Genomic DNA, 22165 nt, shown 5'->3' on the forward strand with positions numbered 1-22165 from the left:
TTATATACAGTAAAGATTATCATAGATAGGAAATATTGCCAATTTGCTTCAGTTACCCCCTTAAGTCGTTTCTTCTGTATCGTCTGTGGAAGCGTATTCGCTTTTGTATAGCCAATATTGTAGTTTCTCGCTCAGTGGCTCTTCCGAAATGGGCTTTGTGAGGTAATCGTTCATGCCTGCATTTAGACACTTTTCCCTATCACCAGCCATTGCATTGGCTGTCATGGCTAACACTTTCACGCCCTGATAACTTTCACCTGCGGCTCCGTCTCGGATTAACTCGGTAGTCCGATAGCCATCCATTTCTGGCATCTGACAATCCATTAAAATTAGTTCAAATTGACATTCATCTTGATGTGACTTGAGCAGCTCAATAGCAAGCAGTCCGTTTTCAGCCACTTCAATATGGGTTATCCCCAATTTTTTGAGCATACTTAATGCGACAACTTGGTTCACCTTGTTATCCTCAACCAGTAGAATACGACAAGGTTTTGGCCACGTAAATTCGGCTTCGTTCGCCTTTCTTACTAGCTTCAGATAGTGACTCGTAACTAGTGGTTTCGCATTCGCCAGCGCTTTGCCATCTTCAGCTAAAATGGTTAACGCATCAAAAAGGTCTTTGGTTGTCACGGGCTTTGGAAAATAGCCTGAATAGCCACGATCCGCGTAAAACTGGCCATCCCCCTTAGTACCCATTTGCGTCATCATGATAAGCTTTATTGCTTTGAATCGCTTATCATTTTTTAGTGCAGCACCGAGCTGCTCACCCGACATACCTCTAAGCGTCATATCCAATAAGGCGATATCAAACACATTTTTATCACGTTGGTATTCAGCTTCACATAGAGATAGTGCTTGTATTCCAGAGCTGGCTTTATACACATCCGCCCCCCAGCGCCGCAATTGAGATTCCAAACTCGTCAAGGCTGAGAGGTTATCGTCAACTAGGAGTATTTTGCTCCCTTGTAAATCAATTTTTGCAGCTTCGAATTGAGTATTATCGCCATGGATCAAAGTTACGAAAAATTCAAATTGGCTACCATGTCCAAACCGACTACTAACGGCGATATCGCCATCCATTAATTCACAGAGTTGTCTGACAATGGCAAGCCCCAGTCCAGTCCCTCCGTACTTTCTAGTAGTAGAGGCATCAACTTGAGAGAATTTAGCAAAAAGCCTATCCGCTTTGTCCTCTGGTATCCCTATGCCGGTATCTTCAACTGAACAATGAAATCTCAGTTTATTATCCACTTCACTAAACCAAGCTCGGATGATGATCTCGCCTTGCTCGGTAAACTTGATTGCATTACTAATTAGGTTGGTGATTATTTGTCGAATACGGCTCGGGTCCCCCTGCACCAATGGCTTTTCAAGTTGGGTAACATCTAGAATAAGTTCAAGTCCCTTTTTCTGCGCTTGCAACGCAACGGATTCAACCAATTCGCCAAGCAATGCCCTAACATCGAAATCTAGTGACTCAAGCTCAAGCTTACCCGCCTCAATTTTAGAAAAATCTAAGATATCGTTGATGAGATTTAATAACGATTTGGCGCTGCCCATTGCTAGACTCACTTTATGTAATTGAGTTTGAGTAAGGTGCTCATCTTCTAGCAGACTTAACATGCCTATTACACCATTCATTGGCGTGCGGATCTCATGACTCATTGACGCTAAAAACTCGCTTTTAGCTTGCGCGCCCTGCTCCGCCGCTTGCTTCGCTTGTTCTAGCTCCTTTTTCGCCTCAACAGCAGCGGTAATATCTTGCTGGATACCGACGAATGCCGTTAATTGATTTTGTTCGTTGAACACCGGAGAGATCTGTAAACTATTCCAAAATGCCTTTCCAGACTTGGTGTAATTGATCAATTCAACTTTGACGAATTCGTGAGCTATTATTGCTTCCCTGATTTCGTCTAACGCTTGCTGTTGGGTATGTTCACCTTGCAAAAAGCGACAGTTTTTACCCAGTACTTCATCACCATATTCGGTGATTTGTTGAAATGTTTTATTCGCAAATACGATTGGCAATTCAGGCTTAGTCGCGTCAACAATCGTTATGCCGACATTTGCGCACTCTATTGCTTGAGCAAGTAAATCATTTTGTTCCTTGGCCTTTTTCAGCGCTTCTTGATGAAGCTTTTGATCAGTAATATCCGACAGTGAGCCAACTATCCGCTTCGCTTGTCCATCTTTAAGTGCCGCCGCACCTTTTAGCCAAAAATAGCGATAGCTGTTTTGCCTCGTTTTTATTCGGCACTCCACACCAAAAGGCTCTTCTTCCGTCATATGAAACTTAATTGAGTTTTCTAAATTGGGGAGATCTTCTGGGTGGACTCGGTCAAATAAACTAGAAATATGCGCAGAAAATAAAGCTTGTGTCTCTTGCGAAAAGCCTAGTAAAGATTTGAATCTGTCTGAATAAAACACCGCATTCCGCTCAAGATCCCAATCCCAAAGACCATCATCGCTACCAAATATTGCGAGTTTAAATCGCTCTTCGCTGCGTTTGAGTGTTGTTCTTGATTCTTCAAGTTTTTTGAATGGGTTTAACAGAAGTTGCTTACCAAACAAATAGAGCAAGCCAAATGATAGGAATAGTCCAAAAGCAATAGCACCAATAAGATCCCACACAAACCTTTTCACTTCGTCAGTGACCAAGCTTTTTCGCAAGCGATAGTCTAACTGGAGTCCGGTAGTCCCGATAGCTAATGACTTAATACTAAAGTAATCTTCTACGCGTTCAACATCAGAGAACTCAAGCCACTGGCCTTTTAACGAGATACTATGAAGTTGGTGTTCTAAAGAGGTTGCCAATAACGTTTCAAGACTGGTCGAAAACTCACCAATCAATGCCCCCTCAGCAAAACCATTATAATAAATAGGTACCGCGACAGTAAAAAAGTGCTCATTGGTGACTGTAGTTAAATCGATCACATTACCCACTTCAGCGTTAATCACTTTCTCTAGCCATTTTGGTTCTTGATCCAACACTTCATGGGAGTCAAAGTTTGCATACACCACATCTCCGAGAATATTGATTACCATCAGCTTTTCTTCTTTGCCTATAATTTGAAAGCTGCGCAAAAAATCTCGTAACTTCGCTGCGGAGAGTCCCGTACCCATCGCACCATTCACAATAATAGGGTGTGTAGACAGATCGAATAGTATTTGTTTACGGCTCTCAAGATACTGAGTTAAATTGTTAACTGCGAGTTGAGCTTGGGTTTCATTCGTTTCTCTCACTAAGTCTTCGACAATGACGTTTGCTCTCAGCCCAACAAAAAGTGCACTGAGCAAAAGCGAAACGATAGCCGTTAGCCCTAAAAAGGTGTAAAAAGCGCGATTACTCGTAAAGGTGAATTTAGTTTTCAATGCGACCCCGGGTAACTATAAACTAGTTTAATACTGCCATTAGACTGGTATTGCCCCATACACAAGTCTTGCACGGTTAGCGCTTCATGGGCTGAATCATTTTTATCACTCCAGGCACTAAAAGGCCGTTGATACGTTTTTACTAGGCCGCTGACCGGCGATTGCAAATCCTCAAATGCGCTTTTTAATAAGGCTCTGTTGGTCGCGACTGAATCTGTCAGTTTTATCTGCTCCGCTGCCGCAATAAGAAGCTTAGCAATGTCATAGCCATGGATAAATCCGGGAGCTGCTTGAACAAATCCATGCTTGGCAAACTCGGTCGGGAAAAGCTGTTTTGCACGATTAAATACTCGTGCCGAAAACGCACTTAATGGTTTATTCTCAAAAGAAAAACAGCTTTGTAGGACCGCCAATGAGACATCTGCAGATAGCTTATCCCCAACCACTTTAAAAAAGTTACCCGCAGTTATCCCCCAATGACTAACAATGGGCAGGCGCTGCGCCTCGTCAATACTTGCCATGGCTTTTACAAACTCTGCGCCCTCAATCGCATTACCAACAAAAATGATACATTGCGGCTCACTTTCAATAATACTATGGACCATGATCCGTGCTTCATTCTCTTGTGTTGCCCAGTTAAACCAAGATACAGGCAGCGCGTTGTTAGGCTTGGCCGTTTTATATTCCTCTAGCAATGTGTCGTAATTAGAGCGCCCCCATGCGGTATCCTCAAGGAGTAAATGAGGTGCAACACAACCTTGTTGCTTTGCATAATTGATGAGTACTTTACCCGCTTTGGTGTCATCCACAGAAAGCCTAAAAATCCAATTATCCTTACTCGGGTATCTTGTAATTGGCCCACCAGCGGCCCAAGGAACCAACAGCAGCGCTTCACTCTCATTGATAAATTTACGAAATTTAATATAAGGAGGAGAATGAACACCACCAAGCACGAGTAAGGCATTCGGGTCTTTTAAAAATTGCTTAAAGTGAAGCAAACTACGATTACTATTACCACGATGGTCTTTGGCCACCAATTCAACCTTATAACCTTGGATTTGATTATCTACTTCATCTAATGCGGTTAGAAATCCCATTTTTATCGCTTCGGCTGACTCATTTAAATTAGAATAATCAGCGTCATGATAAATACGAAACACTTGCTTGGAGCTTGCTGAAAGACAAACCGAGCTCAGGAAGCAGAAAAACAGTAATAATATTTTCATCGTATTACTAATTACTCAACACATAACTAAACTTTAGTTCAAATCATTGTGATTGCTTAATTTTATAGCGAATACCTTGCTCGTTATAAATCAGCCAGACAATGCATGGCGCACAAAGAAACCGCACCCAAAGGTAGGCGCGGTGGTTGGGATCATTCAGGGCTATTAGCAAGTTGGCTCTGAATGTAGTTTGGTAAACCAATTAGTTTGATTAAATTGATATGCTGTTCAAGCCAATAAATGTGATCCATTTCGGTGTCATCTAACAGGGTTTCGAGCATTTCACGGGTAACATAATCTTGCGCTTGCTCACACACTGCTATCACCTTTTTCAAGTGATCTTTTACCAGAATTTCCGCAGCCAAATCATTTTCTAGCATTTCTTTCACGTCGGTACCGACGTGGATCGGCGCACGAGAAGCGGTATCTGGCGTGCCTTCCAAAAACAAAATGCGCTCCGTGATCCGCTTAGCGTGATCAAGCTCTTCTTCATATTCGTGAGATAACTTATGGTGTAGCTTCTCCAGTCCCCAATCTTCATACATTTTGGCATGAGCCAAATATTGATCCATAGAAGAAAGCTCAAGCGTAAGTTGTTTGTTGAGTAAGTCGATAACGGTAGAATTGCCTTGCATAACTTACCCCTCAATCTGCGATTGCAGATAGTTTTCAATGCCGGTATTTTTGATTAAGAAGTGCTGCGTTTCGAGCCAATCCACATAGTCCTCTTCATATTCAAGAATGTCTTCAAGTAGCTCTCGACTAACATAATCCTGTTCATGTTCACACAGCGCAATTGCATCGCGCAGTGTCGGAAGCTGATCGAGTTGAAACGCTAAGTCGCACGCCATCATCTCTTCGGTATGCTCACCTATTCGTAACTTTTCTAAATGCTGTAGGTTTGGTAACCCTTCAAGGAATAATATGCGCTCGATAAGATCATCTGCTTGCTTCATGTCCTTGATTGATTTTTTATACGCTTTCTCGTTTAGCTCTTCCAGCCCCCAATTTTTGTACATTCTTGCGTGTAGAAAAAACTGATTTATTGATGTTAACTCTAGCGTAAGCACTTGATTTAGCGCTGTTATGACTTGCTTATTACCCTGCATAGGGCCCCCTAATAATGTCGAGTGACGCCCTATAACCCTAGTTCAATATTTATTCTTCGCAAGATTAAATAAAAATAACAGTTTTCTTAATATACCCTTTTAAAATAAACAACTTATAAGAGTATTAATAACAATTTTCATTACATTTAGGGTTTCATTTTTTGAACAGCTTGTATTCAGTCAAAACTCTGAATAAAAAATATGCTAACTTATTGAAGTTTATACAGCAGCTCCGGTTACTCAACTTATCTGCTTTTTAACATCCAAACCTAAACGCTTTGCCAGTCGAACTAAATTTGCTCTATCCATTTCCAGCTCTCTCGCAGCTGCCGACCAATTTAACCCATGACGTTCCATCGCATTAACGATCATGTCTTTTTGTAGTAGCTCAACGGCGAATTTCATGGCGACAGGAGGTGCTTTCTCTTGCGTGGTAATGCACTCAGCCTGCTGAATTTGTTGATGGTGTTTTGGCGCGATATCTATGTCATGGATCTCAATGATATTAGCCTGCCACTGTTGATGCTTAGCTTTTAACGCCGCACGACTGACACAATGTTCAAGCTCTCTGACATTACCTGGCCAATCGTAATGCATTAACCGACTGAGTGCTTGCCTATCCATCACCACTTGTTTTGCGTTGAGCGTACCTCTTAGCTGCTCTAAAAAGAACCCAACCAGCAGCGGTATGTCATCTAGCCTTTCGCTCAGTGGAGGAACAAATAATGGATACACACTTAAACGATGATAAAGATCAGCCCTAAATTTTCCGCGTCTCACCTCTTCTTTTAAATCACGATTAGTGGCAGCAACCACTCTAACATCGACAATATGAATGTGGTCAGCACCTACCGCTTGCACCTCACCGCTTTGCAGCACACGTAATAGTTTGCTCTGTAAAGTCAAACTCAACTCACCAACTTCATCTAAAAACAGCGTGCCGCCGTCCGCGGCTGCAAATTTTCCTAATCGGTCTTTATCGGCCCCAGTAAACGCCCCTTTTTTGTGACCAAAGAGTTCACTTTCTGCTATCGAGTCAGGAAGCGCCGCACAGTTAATTTGTATAAACGGTTTGTCATTTCGTTGGGAATTAAAATGTACGTGTTTTGCTACCAACTCTTTACCCGTTCCCGTATCGCCTTGAATAAGCACATTAAATTCAGAACCAGCAACCAGTTCAATTTCTGATTTAAGCGAGTGCATCACCGCACTCTCTCCTACTAAAATTTGCTTTTTAACGGACTTTTGAGATTGGGTAAGTGTAGATGCACGTGCTTGCTCATAGAGGCGCTCAGCCTCAAACATACGTAATGCACTACTTGAGACAATTGCTTGTAGGGTTTTCAAATAAACCTCAGGCAAGTGCTCAAAGCTATCCGGTTTAAGGCAATCAAACGTCACCAATAAGGTACTACTTTGCAGCGCGACCTTAAATCCCATGCAGGCATGCACTGGTAAGCGACTTTCTTCGGCGAGCAACAGACCATCGTAAGGGTCGGGTAAGTCGCTATTGGCAGGAAAACTAACTAATTCGTCAGACTCGAAAATGGACATCAATCTAGGTTGCTCTGTAAGCAAAAATTGCCGCCCAACAGCGTCCGCACTCAACCCATTGCAAGCTAGGATAGTTAATGCATGCTGATCGCCATAAAGAATGGCGATGGCATCAGCGGTAACAGATTGACTCAATGCTGAAAGCAAGGACTTAGCGTATTGCTTCACCTCGCGGCCCTCTTGCGCCAACGAAAGTCGTGATAACGACATACTAAGCTCAAGCAATTTGGAGAGCGCTAACGAATTCATGTCAAAAAGACTCAATTTATTCAAATAAACACTATTTAAGATAGGTCAATTTGACTCAAACATCAATAAGAGAATACTAATCCAATGATTTATATAGCATTTTAAAGTTGGCGTGACACCTGCAATGTGCAGTCTATATATCAACATTCGCAGAGTTAACGATGAGCCGTGCATACCAACTTTTAAGATATAGCAACATCGCCATTTTCACTTCTCTCGCAGCGTTTGTGCTGTCACTGCAAGTGAGTTTTTTTAGCGTTGAAAGCTTCAGCCTCTTCTCACAAATTGCAGCACATATTAGTACTATCGTATTGGCCGCCTTGATTAAGCTCGCCTACATCATCCGCCTTGTTTGTCTATACCACCTAGGTTTGGAGGTTAAATAAATGAGCTTAATCCAGCTAGAAGAGCCCAGTCCAAAAGCAGTGTGTTGGTATTTACCATCTACTTGGCCCGTGTTGATGCTCAGCTTTAGAGCGCTATTTTTACTCGCGGGGTTATTCGCTGTTGTGAGTATTTCTGTGTGGGCTTTATTGCTCAATGGCAATGTTGTTTGGCGTAATGATTACCCAGCGACCTATTGGCACGCCCACGAGATGCTGTTTGGCTTTGGCGGTGCTGTCGTCGCCGGATTTTTGCTAACCGCAGCAAAAAATTGGACGCAAAGACAGACATTACATGGTGGCGCACTGCTGTCACTCTGTATTATTTGGTGTGCCGCTAGACTGAGCTTTTTTGTGGCAAATTCTTCAATCATCATCACCTTGCTAATACAACTGAGTTTTTGGCTCATTGTACTATTCAATTTAACGAGCGTAATTGTTGATGCAAAATCCAAAAACAATCGTGTTTTTATTTTTGCTGTAAGCATGTTGTGTGGCTGCAACATCATATTTTTGATTTTACTTCACAACCAGCACTTCTTATTGCTAAGCGCTGCAAGCCAAGCAACACTTATTGCTTACATGCTGTTGATTGGTGTGGTGGGTGGCCGCGTTATTCCGTTTTTTATTGCCCGAGGATTGCAGCAAGCACAAAAACCACATACTCCAAGGTTAGACAGGACGATCTTTTACCTCTCCATCATCTGCGTTTTCACCTATATCCTGCAGTTTACAATGCCCAATACTCACTATTTGAGTGCTGCACTTCTGCTCCTTGGGCTACTGCACTCGATAAGAGCAATTTATTGGTTTAACGGTAAATTATTTAACGTACCGCTGCTTTGGTCACTGTACCTGTCATATTGTGCAATCGCAGTGGGTTTAATAATTAGCGCATACAACAATACCTTTGCACCAGAGCATTTACGTAGCCACCTTCACTTAGTAGCAATTAATGGCATGGGATTAATGATCTTAGCCATGATGACTCGCGTTACCTTGGGCCACACTGGTCGACTATTACAGGTAAGCGCGACAACTACACTGGCATTTATCTGTATCGCGGTATCAGGTCTTATCCGCGCATTCCTTATTCATTTTATAAACCCGCACAATGCATGGCTGTTAAGTGCCGTGGCTTGGGTTTTTGGTTTTATGCTTTTTTCCATTACCTTCGCGCCCATGCTGATACAAAAACGCGTCGATGGGCGAATAGGTTAACTCTACTCTCAAACTGGAGATATTAATGCTTACACACAATACGATTGAGTTGGTAAAACAAAGTGCACCGCTATTGGCCCAGGTTGGTCCCGAGATCACCGCCAAGTTTTATCATAGCATGTTCAATCAACACCCTGAGTTAAAAGGGGTATTCAACCAATCCCATCAGGCTTCGGGAAAACAGCCGTTGGCACTATTTGCAGCATTAGCGGCCTATGCCAATTACATTGATCAACCAGAGGTACTCAGTGACGCCATTTTACGTATCAACCATAAGCACGTTAGCCTTGGGATTTTACCGGAGCAATACGCTATTGTTGGCCGGCATTTAATTGCAACGCTCAAAGCCGAGTTCAGCGAGCAATTCACAGCCGAAATAGAGCAAGCTTGGCTTAGTGCCTACCAGTTTTTAGCCGATTTATTTATCACCGCAGAGCATGGCCTGTATCAAACCGCACTTAATCAGCAAGGTGGGTGGCAAGGAACTCGTGAATTTACAATTGAAAAGGTGATAAGCAATACTGAAAATATTAAAAGCTTTTATCTCAAGCCTGTCGACGGTAAAGCCCTACCTCATTACCAAGCTGGACAATTTGTTTCTGTCTTTGTACCAAAAGAAGTGGCAGGGTTTCAGCAGATCCGCCAATACTCTTTGTCTGTTGCCCCCAATGGTTCGTACCTTAGGATCTCTACTAAACACGACGGTGCAGTATCGCAATATCTTCATACACTTAAGGAGGGCGACACCCTCAAGCTCACTCCACCAGCTGGAGACTTTGTCAGACAACACACAGCCAGTCCAAAGGTATACATTAGCGCAGGGGTTGGAATAACCCCTATGCTTTGCATGCTTGGTGTTCATAGCCAACATTCACCTGAAGTCGAAGCGCATTTTTTACACGCGAATAAAACTCACAGTGACTTAGGTTTCAACAAAGAAATCAATGAGCTTGGTAGCAATATCCGAGATTTTAATGTGGTTACTTGGTTGGAGTCAGAAGCCGAGGGTACGCATTCTGGACTGATGAATATCAACGCAATCAAAAATGCTTTGCCGCTCACAGACGGAGAGTTCTACCTATGCGGTCCGGTTGCCTTTATGCGCTTTATCAAAACCCAACTGATGAATGCCGGTGTACAAGCCGAGCAAATATTCTATGAGGTATTCGGTCCTCACGAAAACCTTCCAAACTAACGAGTTAAATTTGGCGCCCTAATACTGTTGGTATTAGCCGGCGCCTTATATTTTGCTCTGAATTAAAAAATCGGTAGACTTGGAGAATAAATATTATTGGTATAAAAGCGTACTTGAAGGACAACAATATGAGCGCAATTTCTAGTATCTTAGTCGTCTGCATGGGTAATATCTGCCGCTCTCCAACTATGGAGGCGGTATTAAAGCACAAACTCGCAGCAACAGAGTTAACAACCCGTATCGATTCCGCTGGCACCATTGGCTATCATCAAGGTAACCCTCCAGATCCACGCAGTGTCACGGCAGGCAGCGCAAGAGGGTATGACTTTTCAGGCATATCAGCGCAGCAAGTAAAACCCAGCGATTTTGAAGATTACGACTTACTTTTGTGCGCAGACAACTCAAATTACCGCGATCTACTCTCTATTTGTCCTAACGAATTAGCGCATAAAGTTCAGCTGTTTTTAGCGTTTGGTGACATGACTGAGCATGAAGTGCCTGATCCTTATTATGGTGGTGAACGTGGCTTTGAACATGTGCTTGATTTAATCGAAGCCGCCAGTGAAAACATCATTAACAAAATTCGCTTATCGACAAGGTGAAATTAACTCGCTGGATCGGTACCAAACAAAGCGGTAAAAAGACCTTTTTCAGAGGCACCGCTATTGTTAGATTTAGACTTAGAATTTCCGTTCGAGAAATTAGCTCAGGACTTACAAACCACAGGCATTAGTATTTTGCCAACTTTCGTCAGTCCCGACATTTTATCCAAGTTAGAATTGAGAATAGCAGAGCTCAGCAGTGACGACTTTAAGCAAGCTGGAATTGGTCGTTTAGCCTCTCACGAGCAAAATAACAAAATTCGCAGAGATAAAATTCACTGGTTAGACACCAGCAATGAGTTGGAATCTGTGTGGCTCAACTACATGGGCGAGCTAAAGGCCTATTTAAACAGACGACTGTTTATGGGACTCTTTAGTTATGAAAGCCATTTTGCCATTTATCCTCCTGGGGCGTTTTACAAAAAGCATATGGACGCCTTTAAGGGAAAGACCAACCGAATTTTGACCACGGTATTGTACTTAAATCAGTCTTGGGCGTCAGACAATGGCGGCGAACTTGTCGTTTACAATCCCGATAATCACGACGAGATACTCACAACGGTACTGCCAAGTTACGGCACACTAGTTACCTTCTTAAGTGATGAATTTCCTCATGAAGTACTGGTTGCCAACGAAAAGCGCTATTCAATTGCAGGGTGGTTTAGGGTTAACGCCAGCATTAACCATTCGATTGATCCACCAAAATAATTGATGAGCTCAGTCTTAAGTTTATTATCCTGAGTAAATTCAGGATAATTTGTTCGGTAACCGAATTTCGACGCACAAACCTTTACCTTCGCGATTATAGAGGCTGATCTTACCGTTGTGTGCTTCCACAATTTCTCTGCACAGCGCTAAGCCAAGCCCTGTTCCTGACGCTTTGGTAGAGTAAAATGGAATTAAGGCATTCGCCATCACGGTGTCACTCATGCCTTCGCCTCTATCGAGCACCCAAATATAAACCTCGTCGTTGCGCAGCTCAGATTGAACACAGATTTCCTCTATCTCTGAGCCAGACTCGGTCGCATTCTTTATCAAATTAATAAGTAACTGTTCTAACTGTGTCGTGTCTGCCTGTAACTGCGTTTGATTAAGCTGATACTGGAATGACCAATGGCTTTGCAGCCGCTCACACAAAACCTGCAAATCCACAGATTCAATGTTTGGCAAAGGAAGTTTGGCGAACTTACCATAGCCCTGAACAAACTCGCTAAGGTGCACAATGCGCTCTTCTATCGTCGCAAAGACTCGACTTAGCCTAGGTTCATCCACGCGTTCAGCCAAGATCTGTCCGCTGTGCAGCATAGATGAAATAGGCCCTAATGAGTTGTTTAACTCATGGCTAATGATGCGGATCACTTTCTTCCAAACTTGCACTTCTTGGCGGCTCAACTCTCGAGTGAATTGCTTAAAAATATATAATTTGTGAAAGTGGTTGTTGAGTAATAACTCACCGTTGGCGAGATGCCACATTTGCGACTCACCACTGCTGTTTTGTATTGAAAACAAGCCATCAAGTTGGTTATTTGCAGCTTGATGAAGTTCATCCGGAACTTCGGATAACAACTTACTAAAACGCTCACCTTCAAGGCGATGCTCACAGTTAAAAAACGTTTTTGCACTATTGTTGGCAAATACCACCACATCTTGTGAGTCGACGAGGACGAGTACCTGAGGTGACGACTCAAGCACTTTATCAAGCATCAGCTCACGCTGATAAATCCATTGTTTTTCATCTCTTAACTGCTTTGCTGTTTCATTGAATAACTGACACAGTCTACCGAGTTCATTGTTAGCGTTATAGGTAATGGACGTAGAAAATTCGCCATCCTTAAAGTTCATCAAGCCGACTTCTAGCGCCTCCCACCCCGCTTTGTTTTCACGCATTAATAGTTTATACAGCACAAGCGCAACACTGACGGAGCCTAGTACTATTACAATGAAACCGCTGTGGTCATCGAGTAAGAACCATAAAGGAATAAGGCCAATCATAATACTGATGGCAATGATCAATATATGTTGCTGCGAGGTCGTCATTATTGTCCTTAATATTCAATGCCAAACTTTTGCAAGCGACGATAAAGGGCTTGTCTACTCATGTTGAAATGTCGTGCTACTTTCGCAATCACGCCAAGGTGAGTCTTGAGCGCCTGCTCCAATTCTTCTTTACTGGGTTCTCGTATGGTTTGCGATACGTTAACTTGTGCTGTATTTGCCTGCACACCAAGACCAAAATCCTTCGCACTGAGCTCGCCACCTGGATTCAATACTGCCGCCCGTTTACAGGCATTTTCAAGCTCTCGTACGTTACCAGGCCAAGGGTGTTCACATAATGCTTGCTGGGCATCCGAAGTAAGCCCTCTTGCTGGTAAAAAATGCGCGACCAAAGGTAAAATATCATCCACTCGCTGTGACAACGCGGGTAAGTTTAGCTCGATGACATTTAAGCGATAATATAGATCCTCACGAAATTTCCCCCCTCGAATATCCGCTAGCAGATCCGCGTTCGTTGCTGAGATGACACGAACAGAGACTTTTTTTGTCTCGACTGAACCTAGCCTCTCAAACTCGCCACTTTGCAAAACACGTAGCAATTTTGTTTGCCCTGGAAGAGGTAAATTACCAATCTCATCCAAAAATAACGTGCCTTTATCTGCGGCTTCAAAGCGACCAATACGCTGCTTATTCGCACCGGTATATGCACCACTCTCAGCACCAAATAACTCAGCTTCGATTAAGTCACTTGGGAGCGCGCCTGCATTCACTTTGACAAACGGTTGATTTTTTAGTGGTGAATTCGCTTGAATGATCTCCGCGATTTTTTCTTTACCGCTACCATTTGGACCGGTTATTAACACTGATACATCAGATTTGGCGACTTGCAGCGCCATATCTATGACTCGCTGCATGGCCACCGATTTATACACAAACCCGCATAAATCCGCGCCTTGATTAAACTGCTGGCGTTCTTGTTCAGCCCGTTCAAAGTTTGCAACTTGCTTATGTGCCTCACCAAGCGCTACGAGGTTTGCAATAGTGGTGAGTAACTTTTGATCGTCCCACGGCTTCGCTAGATAGTCTGCCGCTCCGGCTTTTACCAGCTCAACCGCCGTGGTGAGCTCAGTCCAAGCCGTTAATAAGATAATAGGGAGTTTTGCATTTAGTGCTTTCAATTGGTGAAAAAGCGCAGCCCCCTCCTCTCCTGAAGTGGTGTCTGCACTAAAGTTCATATCTTGGATAACTAGTGCTATTTGCTGAAACGACACCACTTTAATTGCTTCTAACGGTGAGCACGCGGTAACCACTTGATAATCATGCAGCTCTAGTAACAATGACAGTGCATCAAGTACTGCGGGGTTATCATCCACAATTAAGATTTTATCCATATGATTTTATTCTTGTTATTACATGTTGCCACTTACCTATATTAGCACAACTAATACAAGGCAAGTTAGAGTAATGCTAATCAGGCTACTCACACAACCTGATTAGCATAAGGGTTATACACTTCTTGTCGCGATACTCGGTGAAATGTTCGCCGCCTTCTTAGCAGGAAAAATAACTGACGCGATACAAAGCACGATAAGCCCAAGCGCCGTTATAAAAATATAGCTTACTTCTAGCGGTGGCACTGAATACAAAGACATTAGCTTTTGTCCTAGAAAAACCGTAGCCACTGTGCCAAGTACTAAGCCAATTGCACAAACAATGAGGTTTTCTACCACAAAGTAACGAACAATTGCAGACTTGCGCGCCCCCAAAGCTCTGCGAGTACCTATCTGTTTAGTACGTTTGCTGATATTAAACTGAGTAAGACCAAATATTCCCAGCGCCGTCACGACGACTAATGCGGTGATGAGCACTAGCAACATTCTTAGCATCAATAAGTCTTTAGAATTGTACTTTCCTTTCACCTCATCAAGCCCTTTAATGCCTGTGATCACACGACTAGGATTTTCTTGAAGCAGCGCCGACTCTATTTTTTTCATTACTTCGCCACGCAAACTCGGATCGGTGCGAACTAAGAAATCTTGAAATCCATTCGCATTCACCATAGGAAAAATAATTAAGCGATCAGCATTTCTAAAACGCGGCCAAGCATTAGTCATACGCTCAACAATCCCCACGACTTTTAACGGGCCACCACCATAATAAATCGTTTCGCCCAATCCTTTACCCTCACCAAATATCTCGTCCGTAAAAGCCTTACTGGCAATAACAACATCTGGTTGCTTAGCGTATTCACTTGAGATCAAGACATCTCCAGATGTGAAATCACGGCCTTCTATCAATTTTACGCCCAAGGTACGGATCACTTGTTCATTGGCGTATAAATGCCCCGAGTTTGTATGTTTACCATCGTCTTCTGGGGTTAAGCTGAATCCCGAATTGCTGCCTCCTCCTGAAAGCGGAACCGAGCTCACTCCCACGGCTTCTATAACTCCAGGGATACTTTTTAGTATTCTCTCATCAACGATAAGCTGCTGATTTGCATCTATCTTGTCGTCAAACGACATGACACTGAAGGTGATTATCGACTCTTCAGGGTAGCCAGTTGGCTTATTGAGATAGCTGACGCGCTCACTAATAATGGACAGCGAATTGCTGACAATTGCCAACGTCAAGGCAAGTTGTAGGATAGCAAGTACAGCACCGACTTTAGAGCGCAATAACGCATTGATAATGGGTTTTAATTCCAACATGGGACTCTCCTTATTGCCTTATTGCACTTTTAAATAAGTAGCAGGTGATGTTTTACACACTATCCAAGCTGGGTAAAGCCCTGCAAGAATACAAGTCACAATAGCGATGCTCGGCGCTGCTAACAGCATAGAGACATCCATCGTTGCAAGACTTTCGTAGACATGGCTAGTTTTACGGATCCCCCATAAGCCAAGCTGAGCAAAAACTATCCCTATCACTCCCCCCATAAAACCAAGCAACGCCACTTCAACCAAGTGTTGGTAAAACACTTGCGTTTTACTTGCGCCAAGTGCTCTTCTTACACCAACATCAGGGGCACGTTTAAGAAATTTCGCAAGTAACAACCCAAGAATATTGGCTAAGCAAACGGCAAGGAACATAAAACTTAAACCAATCATGACTTTGTTATCTTCACTGACTACATTATTGTACTCAAGCCACTCAGTGACATTTCGAAGTGAAAATTCTCGTGTTTTACGGTTAAATCTTCCCAAATCTTGTTGGGTTTGGATGTAGTTATCTAGTTGTGTTGCTAACGCTTGTTGTTCTTTTTCATTCTCTAATTCAACCCAAAACTGAGTCCAAAGCATTTCTGAATTCATTTTGTCCGTGAAGTTGTTAATCTCTTCGCGCTTCCAACCATTTGTATTTCCCCAAGTATCAATCTCATAAGCTGCCGCATGACTGAAGGGAATGAAGATACGCTCTGCATCAGCAAACGCGCCATTGTTTAAGTCATACATTTTGACGTTTGGCTGCCACTCCTTAGTTACCCCTACTACTTGATATCTTCGCTGCGCTAAATAAATACTTTCTCCCACCACATCACTGCGGCCAAATAACTTTTGTGCGATAGTTTCGTCAATAACAGTAACTGGTGCAGCATTGTCTGCTTGGCTTTGACTCCACACTCCACCATACAAAAAATTCAACTCAAACATGGCGAAAAACTCTCGGGTTATTAGCCGTGTCGTTTGCAACATGGGGCTCACTTCAGGATTGTTTACATGAACTGCAAAACCAGATTTAAACATCGCGACTTTTTTGTCGATGTTTAGCGTTTGATAAAGGTTTTTCGCATCTAAAAATGTCAGCTGAAAGGGAATATCATCAGCTGAATGATAGGTTTGTCCCTCATCCATCACTTGTAGCTGTACAGCATAGAGTTTACTACTTTTGCTTGGAATTGGATCGGCGGACATCATGTGATACACAGACAAACTCACCATAGTGACGCCAATGCCAATGGCAATGGCCAGCGCCATTAGGCTAGTCGCAAGCGGCGTGGCTTTTAGGCTACGCCAGGCTAAATCAAGGTAATGGGCAAACATAACTTACGCTCCCACCTGAGATTTCAACGCTTGTGAAGCCGCACCTTTACCTTGGTACAAAGTAAAATCCGCAACCTGTCCATCTACAATCTGGATGTTTCTTGGTGTACGCCTTGCAAGCTCCGGGTCGTGGGTAACCATTACTATCGTTGCGCCGTCACGGTTAATTTGTTCTAGTAATTCCATCACCTGACGCGCCATTAAACTATCTAAATTCCCCGTTGGTTCATCAGCGAGCAAAAAGCGTGGCTCACCAGCAAGCGCTCTTGCAATAGCCACACGCTGCTGCTGTCCGCCGGACAACTGTTGTGGCAAATGTTTTGCTCGGCCAGCAAGGCCAACTTGCTCGAGGCAGCTTTCAATTCTGCGCTTGCGCTCAGCCGCCTTGATACCACGATAGCGTAATGGCACTTCAACATTTTCGTACAAGTTTAAATCTGGGATAAGGTTAAAGCCTTGAAAAATAAAACCGATTTTTTGGTTTCGCAGATCAGCTCTTTGATTGTCATTGAGCTTACCAACATCAATTCCATCTAACATATATTGACCACTAGAGTACCCTTCTAGCATCCCAGCAATATTTAAGAAGGTCGTTTTACCTGAGCCTGAAGGGCCCGTTACCGCGATAAACTCTCCTTCATTTACTTGCAGGTTAAAATCTCTGAGTGCGTGTGTTTGCACCATATCAGTTTGGTATACTTTGCCGATATTATTCATAACTAACATTATTATTTTCCTTCTTATCTTAATAAGATGCTGGGCGCACGTTCGAATGCGTCGTAACTACTGATGATGATTTGATCGCCTTGCTGTAAGCCATTAAGCACTTCAACTTCACTGATGCTTGAGGTACCGGTGGTGATCTCAATTCGCTCAGCGATATCACCACTTAGTTTGTAAGCAATGTGTCCACCTTCACTCATAAAAGCACCACGTTTGACCATTAAGGTGTTTTCTTTGTGCTCTAGTAAAATCCGAGCAGACAAACGTTGGTTTTGTCTAATGCCATCAATGTTCTCGTCCGAAAAGCGTACTCGAGTGGTGACTTCACGGTTATTTACTTCTGGAGAAATCGCAGATAACACGCCAGAAATATTTTGGTTGCCAATCCTAAGCTCGACAGCCATCCCGAGCCCAAGCTCTGCCGCATAACTTTCAGGAACCTGCAGCTCGGCTTCATAAGCACTTAAGTCAACAAGTTTCATCAACCCCTGATTGGCATTAACAAGCGCATTTTGATCAACTAATAAATTACCGACTATGCCTGAAACCGGCGCAATCACATCTAAACTTGCAACTTGACGTTTTAATTCTTCAACAATTAAGCGTTGCCTCTCAAGCTGATTCTCAACAGATTTAAGTTCAAAGGCCAAGGTATCTTTGCCTAGCGCAACTTCTTGCTCTGCATGATTGAAGTTTAATTTTGCCCGCGCGAGGTCGTCTTGCGCTTCTTCTAAATCAATTTGGCTGATGAGGTTTTTTTGGATAGATAACTGAGCTCGTCGGTCTTCTCTATCTGCCGCTAATAGTTCGACACGAGCGAGATCTAAGGAGCGATTTAACGCCAAGTTTTGACGTCTAACATCTAACTTTTTCCCTTCAAGCTCACCACTCAGTCTTTGCAGCTCCGCTTCTTCTTGTTGGAGCCGGTTGGTTAAAGTTGGACTTTTGACTGTTGCTAGCACTTCACCTTGAGTCACGCTATCACCCGCTTTAACCTGTAAAGAGACATAACCCTGCTCCGGACTGTAAATTTGTGGTGCATTTGCAGCAACGACAAAACCTGTGGCGGCAATATCGCGGGTAAACTCACCGAAAGTCACGGCTGCAATTTGTACTCTATCTTTAGCCACAGAGCTACTAGCCTTGGGTCCACCAAACACGACTTGTGCGCTAAGCGCTGCAATAATGACAACACCCGCAATTACAAGACCAAGCTTCTTTTTAGATTTACCAGTTTGGAGCACTTCGTCTTGTCCGCTTGTGTCTTTAATCATAATGATTCTCCTCGAATTAACGAGTCAAATACCGCCACAACCGTTGCTACAGCCAACATCATCAAGGGTGAAATTAAAAAAGCAGTACTTAACCACATAACGTATCTTCTTTATTAGTTTGTATGCAGTAAAAGAGGCGAACTTTGTGCCAAAACTTAAGATATTGATATTATTAATTTATTTTATTTTAGAAGAGGACAAAAAGTGTCCGCGGACGGAAAAAGTGTCCGCAGCGGACACAATAAGAAATCTGAAACAGTTACGAAGGAATATTCCCTTATTTATGGACACTAGTTTCGCAACTGTTTAAATTAACAGAAAATTATAATTAAAAGGTAAGTTAATGAACGTTAAGCCACTTGCTCTTGCTATCACGGCAAGTTTGTTCACTCTTTCAGGATGTTCTACTTCTAATCTCCAAAAACAAGATATTACAGTTCAGCCAGCAACCGATGTCCCTGATCATGCCAACTCGTCTTTTCACGTGGATTTTGAGAAGTTCACTTTAGATAACGGCTTAGATGTTGTTTTTCATATTGATAAATCCGATCCCGTTGTTGCCGTCACCCTTGCTGCACACGTTGGCTCTGCACGTGAAAAGGTAGGAAAAACCGGATTTGCTCACTTATTCGAGCATTTATTATTTTTAGAGTCTGAAAATTTAGGTAAAGGTGGACTAGATAAGCTAAGTGCTCGAGTGGGAGGCTCTGGTGCAAACGGTTCGACTAACCGAGATATCACGAATTACATGCAAACGGTACCCAATGATGCACTGGAAAAGATGATTTGGGCTGAGGCCGATAAACTGGGTTATTTCATCAACACCGTAACAACCCCCGTTCTTCAACAAGAAAAAGAAGTCGTAAAGAACGAAAAGCGTCAGCGCGTCACTAACCAACCATACGGTCATGTATTTGATGTAATTACAAAAAACTTGTATCCAGTCGTTCACCCCTACAACTGGCTGCCATTAGGCTCCCTAGAAGACCTAGCTAGCGCTACTGTCGAAGACGTCAAAGACTTCTATAAACGGTGGTATGGACCGAATAATGTTACGTTAGTTATTTCTGGAGATTTTGATAGTGCTCAGGCAAAAGCTTGGGTCGAAAAATATTTTAACGATATTCCAAGAGGACCGGAAGTTTCACCCCCACCGAAGCAACCTATCGTGTTGACGAGCAGCAAAAAACGCTACCATGAAGATAGTTTTGCGCAAGTTCCTCAATTAACACAAGCATGGCCTTCTATGCCGCGTTTTCATCCAGATAGCTATGCGATGGATGTGCTAATTAAGCTCTTAACTGATGGCAACCAAGCGCCTGTAACCAATGAGCTCGTTGAGAAGCAGAAATTAAGCTCTGGTTTAATGCTACTTGATATCCGCTCTGAATTAGCTGGCGAGTTACTCATGATGATAACCGCCTATGACGGTGTCGATTTAGATCAAGTTGAGCAAGCGATTGAAATTGGGCTAAAGCGCTTCGAAACAGAAGCATTTTCACAAGACGATCTTCATCGTGTAAAAGTGGGTATAGAAACTGAGTATTATCGGAACCTATCAAGTGTTGTAAATAAGGGCGTCGCGCTTGCCGATTACAATCTGCTGCTAAATGATCCTGAATACATTAATAAAGAAATTGACTTGATGCGTGCAGTCAACACAGCCGATATTTGGCGTGTTTATAATACATATCTAAAGAATAAGCCTTTTGTTTCAACTAGCTTTGTACCCAAAGGCAGTAAGCAACTCGCTGTTGACACCGCCCAAAAGGCAGTGATTAAAGAAGAGCAGATCAACCTTGAAGATATCAGCGAACTCGATACAGCCAAGCCACTCCAGATTAGCAAAACACCATCTAGCTTTGATCGTTCCATAGAACCCGAGTTTGGAAAAACTCCGGTAGTTCCAACACCAGATGTAAAAACAGCTCAGTTAAAAAATGGACTAGAAGTCTTTTCGCTATACAGTGACGAAGTGCCATTGGTTGAAATAAAACTTACTATCGATGGTGCATTGTTACTAGAGTCGCCAGATAAAAATGGCACGGCTAACTTAGTTGCAAATATGTTGACCCGAGGGACAGCGACCAAATCAGCTGAAGAGTTAAACAATGAGATTAGACAACTAGGCTCAACTATCACAGTAACAGCAGAGCGCGAGCAAATAGTGTTAACAGCAAGTACTCTGGCACGTAATTATGAAGCCACAATGGCATTAATTGGTGAAATACTGACACAACCGAGATGGGATTTAGCTGAATTTGAACTTGCTAAACAAACGGTTACCGGACAACTACAACAATCATCAGCAGATCCCGAAGCCATCGCCCAAAAAGAGCTATACAAGCTTACATATCCACAACATCACCCGTTGGCAAATAATACACTGGGCACAAAAGAAAGCATTTCGAAGATAACTATTGATGACCTAAAAACCTACCATCAAAAAAATATCGCCCCACAATTGGCAAAATTATATGTAGCAGGTGCAGTCAAACATGCAGATATTCAAAAGTCTCTTGAACAGCTAATTGACAACTGGCCCGCATCAAAAGTAACACTTCCTCTTTTACCCGAGCCAAATGCACTTAATTCTGCAGCAATATATTTTTATGATATTCCGCAGGCAAAGCAATCGACACTACTAATTGCTCATCCGTCACTTAAAGCAAATCACACTGACTACTTTAACGCAACAGCGATGAATTACATCCTTGGCGGTGGTGGGTTTTCTTCTCGCCTTGTTCAGATTGTAAGAGCAGACAAAGGTTATACCTATCATATACGCTCAAAATTTGACGCTACACTAGTCACCTCAATGTTTGAAATAAAATCTAACGTGCGAAGCAATGTCACCTTGGAGTCTCTGGAGTTAGTAAAACAAATCGTCGAAGAATACGGAAACACATATACTGCAGCCGATTTAGCAACGACAAAAAATTACTATTTAAAAAGTAATGCCAGACGCTTTGAAACCTTAACGGCAAAAGTTAATGTACTTGAGCAAATTGGGTCTCTGAATTTGGCAAACAACTTTATGCAGCAACGCAACGAACAAATCGAAAGACTGGGAGTCGATGACATGAAGGGACTTGCCAAGCAGTATATTCATCCGAATAAACTCATATACATCGTGGTTGGAGATGCAAAAACGCAAGCTAATCGCCTAACGGCGCTAGGACTTGGCGAAGTGATAAGACTCAATTAACCTTGGTAAAATAA

17 protein-coding genes are annotated in these 22165 nt (G+C 42.8%); 6 read left to right on the forward strand and 11 right to left on the reverse strand.

Features of this window, described 5'->3' with window-relative positions:
- Positions 1-60 precede the first annotated feature (60 nt).
- The 5 genes from MHN30_RS13695 to norR all read right to left on the reverse strand — a co-directional run bounded on the left by MHN30_RS13695 (position 61) and on the right by norR (position 7510).
- Positions 61-3372: a response regulator gene (locus tag MHN30_RS13695; protein WP_239360006.1), complete on the reverse strand. Its 3312-nt coding sequence runs from the start codon at positions 3370-3372 to the stop codon at positions 61-63.
- Positions 3369-4598, reverse strand: coding sequence for an ABC transporter substrate-binding protein (locus MHN30_RS13700; RefSeq protein ID WP_239360012.1), 1230 nt, complete (start codon positions 4596-4598; stop codon positions 3369-3371). The genes MHN30_RS13695 and MHN30_RS13700 overlap by 4 nt, the downstream gene beginning before the upstream one ends.
- Before the next feature lie 152 nt (positions 4599-4750).
- The gene (gene bfr / locus MHN30_RS13705; RefSeq protein WP_039491612.1) at positions 4751-5233 is read right to left on the reverse strand and encodes a bacterioferritin; all 483 of its coding nucleotides are present in this window, start codon (positions 5231-5233) and stop codon (positions 4751-4753) included.
- A 3-nt stretch (positions 5234-5236) separates the two neighbouring features.
- Positions 5237-5707 (reverse strand): bacterioferritin, encoded by a 471-nt coding sequence (gene bfr, locus MHN30_RS13710; protein WP_039491614.1) that lies wholly within the window; start codon positions 5705-5707, stop codon positions 5237-5239.
- A 240-nt stretch (positions 5708-5947) separates the two neighbouring features.
- On the reverse strand, positions 5948-7510 hold the full coding sequence (gene norR, locus MHN30_RS13715; RefSeq protein ID WP_343224345.1) for a nitric oxide reductase transcriptional regulator NorR: 1563 nt from the start codon (positions 7508-7510) through the stop codon (positions 5948-5950).
- A gap of 161 nt (positions 7511-7671) precedes the next feature.
- On the opposite strand from norR, the gene MHN30_RS13720 reads away from it, so the two are divergent.
- The 5 genes from MHN30_RS13720 to MHN30_RS13740 all read left to right on the forward strand — a co-directional run bounded on the left by MHN30_RS13720 (position 7672) and on the right by MHN30_RS13740 (position 11619).
- Positions 7672-7896 (forward strand): hypothetical protein, encoded by a 225-nt coding sequence (locus MHN30_RS13720; RefSeq protein ID WP_239360014.1) that lies wholly within the window; start codon positions 7672-7674, stop codon positions 7894-7896.
- Positions 7897-9114 (forward strand): NnrS family protein, encoded by a 1218-nt coding sequence (locus MHN30_RS13725; protein WP_239360015.1) that lies wholly within the window; start codon positions 7897-7899, stop codon positions 9112-9114.
- Between the two features lie 25 nt (positions 9115-9139).
- On the forward strand, positions 9140-10309 hold the full coding sequence (gene hmpA / locus MHN30_RS13730) for an NO-inducible flavohemoprotein (RefSeq protein ID WP_239360016.1): 1170 nt from the start codon (positions 9140-9142) through the stop codon (positions 10307-10309).
- Positions 10310-10437: 128 nt separating this feature from the next.
- On the forward strand, positions 10438-10911 hold the full coding sequence (locus MHN30_RS13735) for a low molecular weight protein-tyrosine-phosphatase (RefSeq protein WP_239360017.1): 474 nt from the start codon (positions 10438-10440) through the stop codon (positions 10909-10911).
- Between the two features lie 63 nt (positions 10912-10974).
- The gene (locus MHN30_RS13740; RefSeq protein WP_239360019.1) at positions 10975-11619 is read left to right on the forward strand and encodes a 2OG-Fe(II) oxygenase; all 645 of its coding nucleotides are present in this window, start codon (positions 10975-10977) and stop codon (positions 11617-11619) included.
- 39 nt (positions 11620-11658) lie between these two features.
- Here the strand turns inward: MHN30_RS13740 and MHN30_RS13745 are convergent, their stop codons facing one another.
- From MHN30_RS13745 to MHN30_RS13770, 6 genes are all read right to left on the reverse strand, one after another.
- Positions 11659-12948 (reverse strand): ATP-binding protein, encoded by a 1290-nt coding sequence (locus tag MHN30_RS13745; RefSeq protein WP_239360021.1) that lies wholly within the window; start codon positions 12946-12948, stop codon positions 11659-11661.
- Positions 12949-12956: 8 nt separating this feature from the next.
- Positions 12957-14297, reverse strand: a complete 1341-nt coding sequence (locus MHN30_RS13750) for a sigma-54 dependent transcriptional regulator (protein ID WP_130165327.1) — start codon at positions 14295-14297, stop codon at positions 12957-12959.
- Positions 14298-14411: 114 nt separating this feature from the next.
- Positions 14412-15614 (reverse strand): FtsX-like permease family protein, encoded by a 1203-nt coding sequence (locus MHN30_RS13755; RefSeq protein ID WP_130165326.1) that lies wholly within the window; start codon positions 15612-15614, stop codon positions 14412-14414.
- Between the two features lie 18 nt (positions 15615-15632).
- Entirely contained in the window at positions 15633-16946 is a 1314-nt protein-coding gene (locus MHN30_RS13760) for an ABC transporter permease (RefSeq protein WP_130165325.1), read from the reverse strand.
- A gap of 3 nt (positions 16947-16949) precedes the next feature.
- Positions 16950-17672: an ABC transporter ATP-binding protein gene (locus tag MHN30_RS13765; protein WP_130165324.1), complete on the reverse strand. Its 723-nt coding sequence runs from the start codon at positions 17670-17672 to the stop codon at positions 16950-16952.
- Between the two features lie 14 nt (positions 17673-17686).
- Positions 17687-18943 carry an HlyD family efflux transporter periplasmic adaptor subunit gene (locus tag MHN30_RS13770; RefSeq protein WP_130165323.1) on the reverse strand — a complete coding sequence of 419 codons (1257 nt, stop codon included), beginning with the start codon at positions 18941-18943 and terminating at the stop codon, positions 17687-17689.
- Positions 18944-19286: 343 nt separating this feature from the next.
- Between MHN30_RS13770 and MHN30_RS13775 the strand changes: the two genes are divergently transcribed.
- Complete coding sequence (locus MHN30_RS13775; RefSeq protein WP_239360023.1) at positions 19287-22151, forward strand: pitrilysin family protein; 2865 nt, start codon at positions 19287-19289, stop codon at positions 22149-22151.
- Positions 22152-22165 lie beyond the last annotated feature (14 nt).

The organism is Pseudoalteromonas sp. OF7H-1 (assembly GCF_022347825.1).
GTDB lineage: Bacteria > Pseudomonadota > Gammaproteobacteria > Enterobacterales > Alteromonadaceae > Pseudoalteromonas > Pseudoalteromonas maricaloris.

Bases quoted from the DNA above. Each gene is read 5' to 3' on its own strand.
- MHN30_RS13700 (WP_239360012.1), bottom strand. From the start codon at position 4,598: ATGAAAATATTATTACTGTTTTTCTGCTTCCTGAGCTCGGTTTGTCTT.
- bfr (WP_039491612.1), bottom strand. From the start codon at position 5,233: ATGCAAGGCAATTCTACCGTTATCGACTTACTCAACAAACAACTTACG.
- bfr (WP_039491614.1), bottom strand. From the start codon at position 5,707: ATGCAGGGTAATAAGCAAGTCATAACAGCGCTAAATCAAGTGCTTACG.
- norR (WP_343224345.1), bottom strand. From the start codon at position 7,510: ATGAATTCGTTAGCGCTCTCCAAATTGCTTGAGCTTAGTATGTCGTTA.
- MHN30_RS13720 (WP_239360014.1), top strand. From the start codon at position 7,672: ATGAGCCGTGCATACCAACTTTTAAGATATAGCAACATCGCCATTTTC.
- MHN30_RS13725 (WP_239360015.1), top strand. From the start codon at position 7,897: ATGAGCTTAATCCAGCTAGAAGAGCCCAGTCCAAAAGCAGTGTGTTGG.
- hmpA (WP_239360016.1), top strand. From the start codon at position 9,140: ATGCTTACACACAATACGATTGAGTTGGTAAAACAAAGTGCACCGCTA.
- MHN30_RS13735 (WP_239360017.1), top strand. From the start codon at position 10,438: ATGAGCGCAATTTCTAGTATCTTAGTCGTCTGCATGGGTAATATCTGC.
- MHN30_RS13745 (WP_239360021.1), bottom strand. From the start codon at position 12,948: ATGACGACCTCGCAGCAACATATATTGATCATTGCCATCAGTATTATG.
- MHN30_RS13750 (WP_130165327.1), bottom strand. From the start codon at position 14,297: ATGGATAAAATCTTAATTGTGGATGATAACCCCGCAGTACTTGATGCA.
- MHN30_RS13755 (WP_130165326.1), bottom strand. From the start codon at position 15,614: ATGTTGGAATTAAAACCCATTATCAATGCGTTATTGCGCTCTAAAGTC.
- MHN30_RS13760 (WP_130165325.1), bottom strand. From the start codon at position 16,946: ATGTTTGCCCATTACCTTGATTTAGCCTGGCGTAGCCTAAAAGCCACG.
- MHN30_RS13765 (WP_130165324.1), bottom strand. From the start codon at position 17,672: ATGTTAGTTATGAATAATATCGGCAAAGTATACCAAACTGATATGGTG.
- MHN30_RS13770 (WP_130165323.1), bottom strand. From the start codon at position 18,943: ATGATTAAAGACACAAGCGGACAAGACGAAGTGCTCCAAACTGGTAAA.
- MHN30_RS13775 (WP_239360023.1), top strand. From the start codon at position 19,287: ATGAACGTTAAGCCACTTGCTCTTGCTATCACGGCAAGTTTGTTCACT.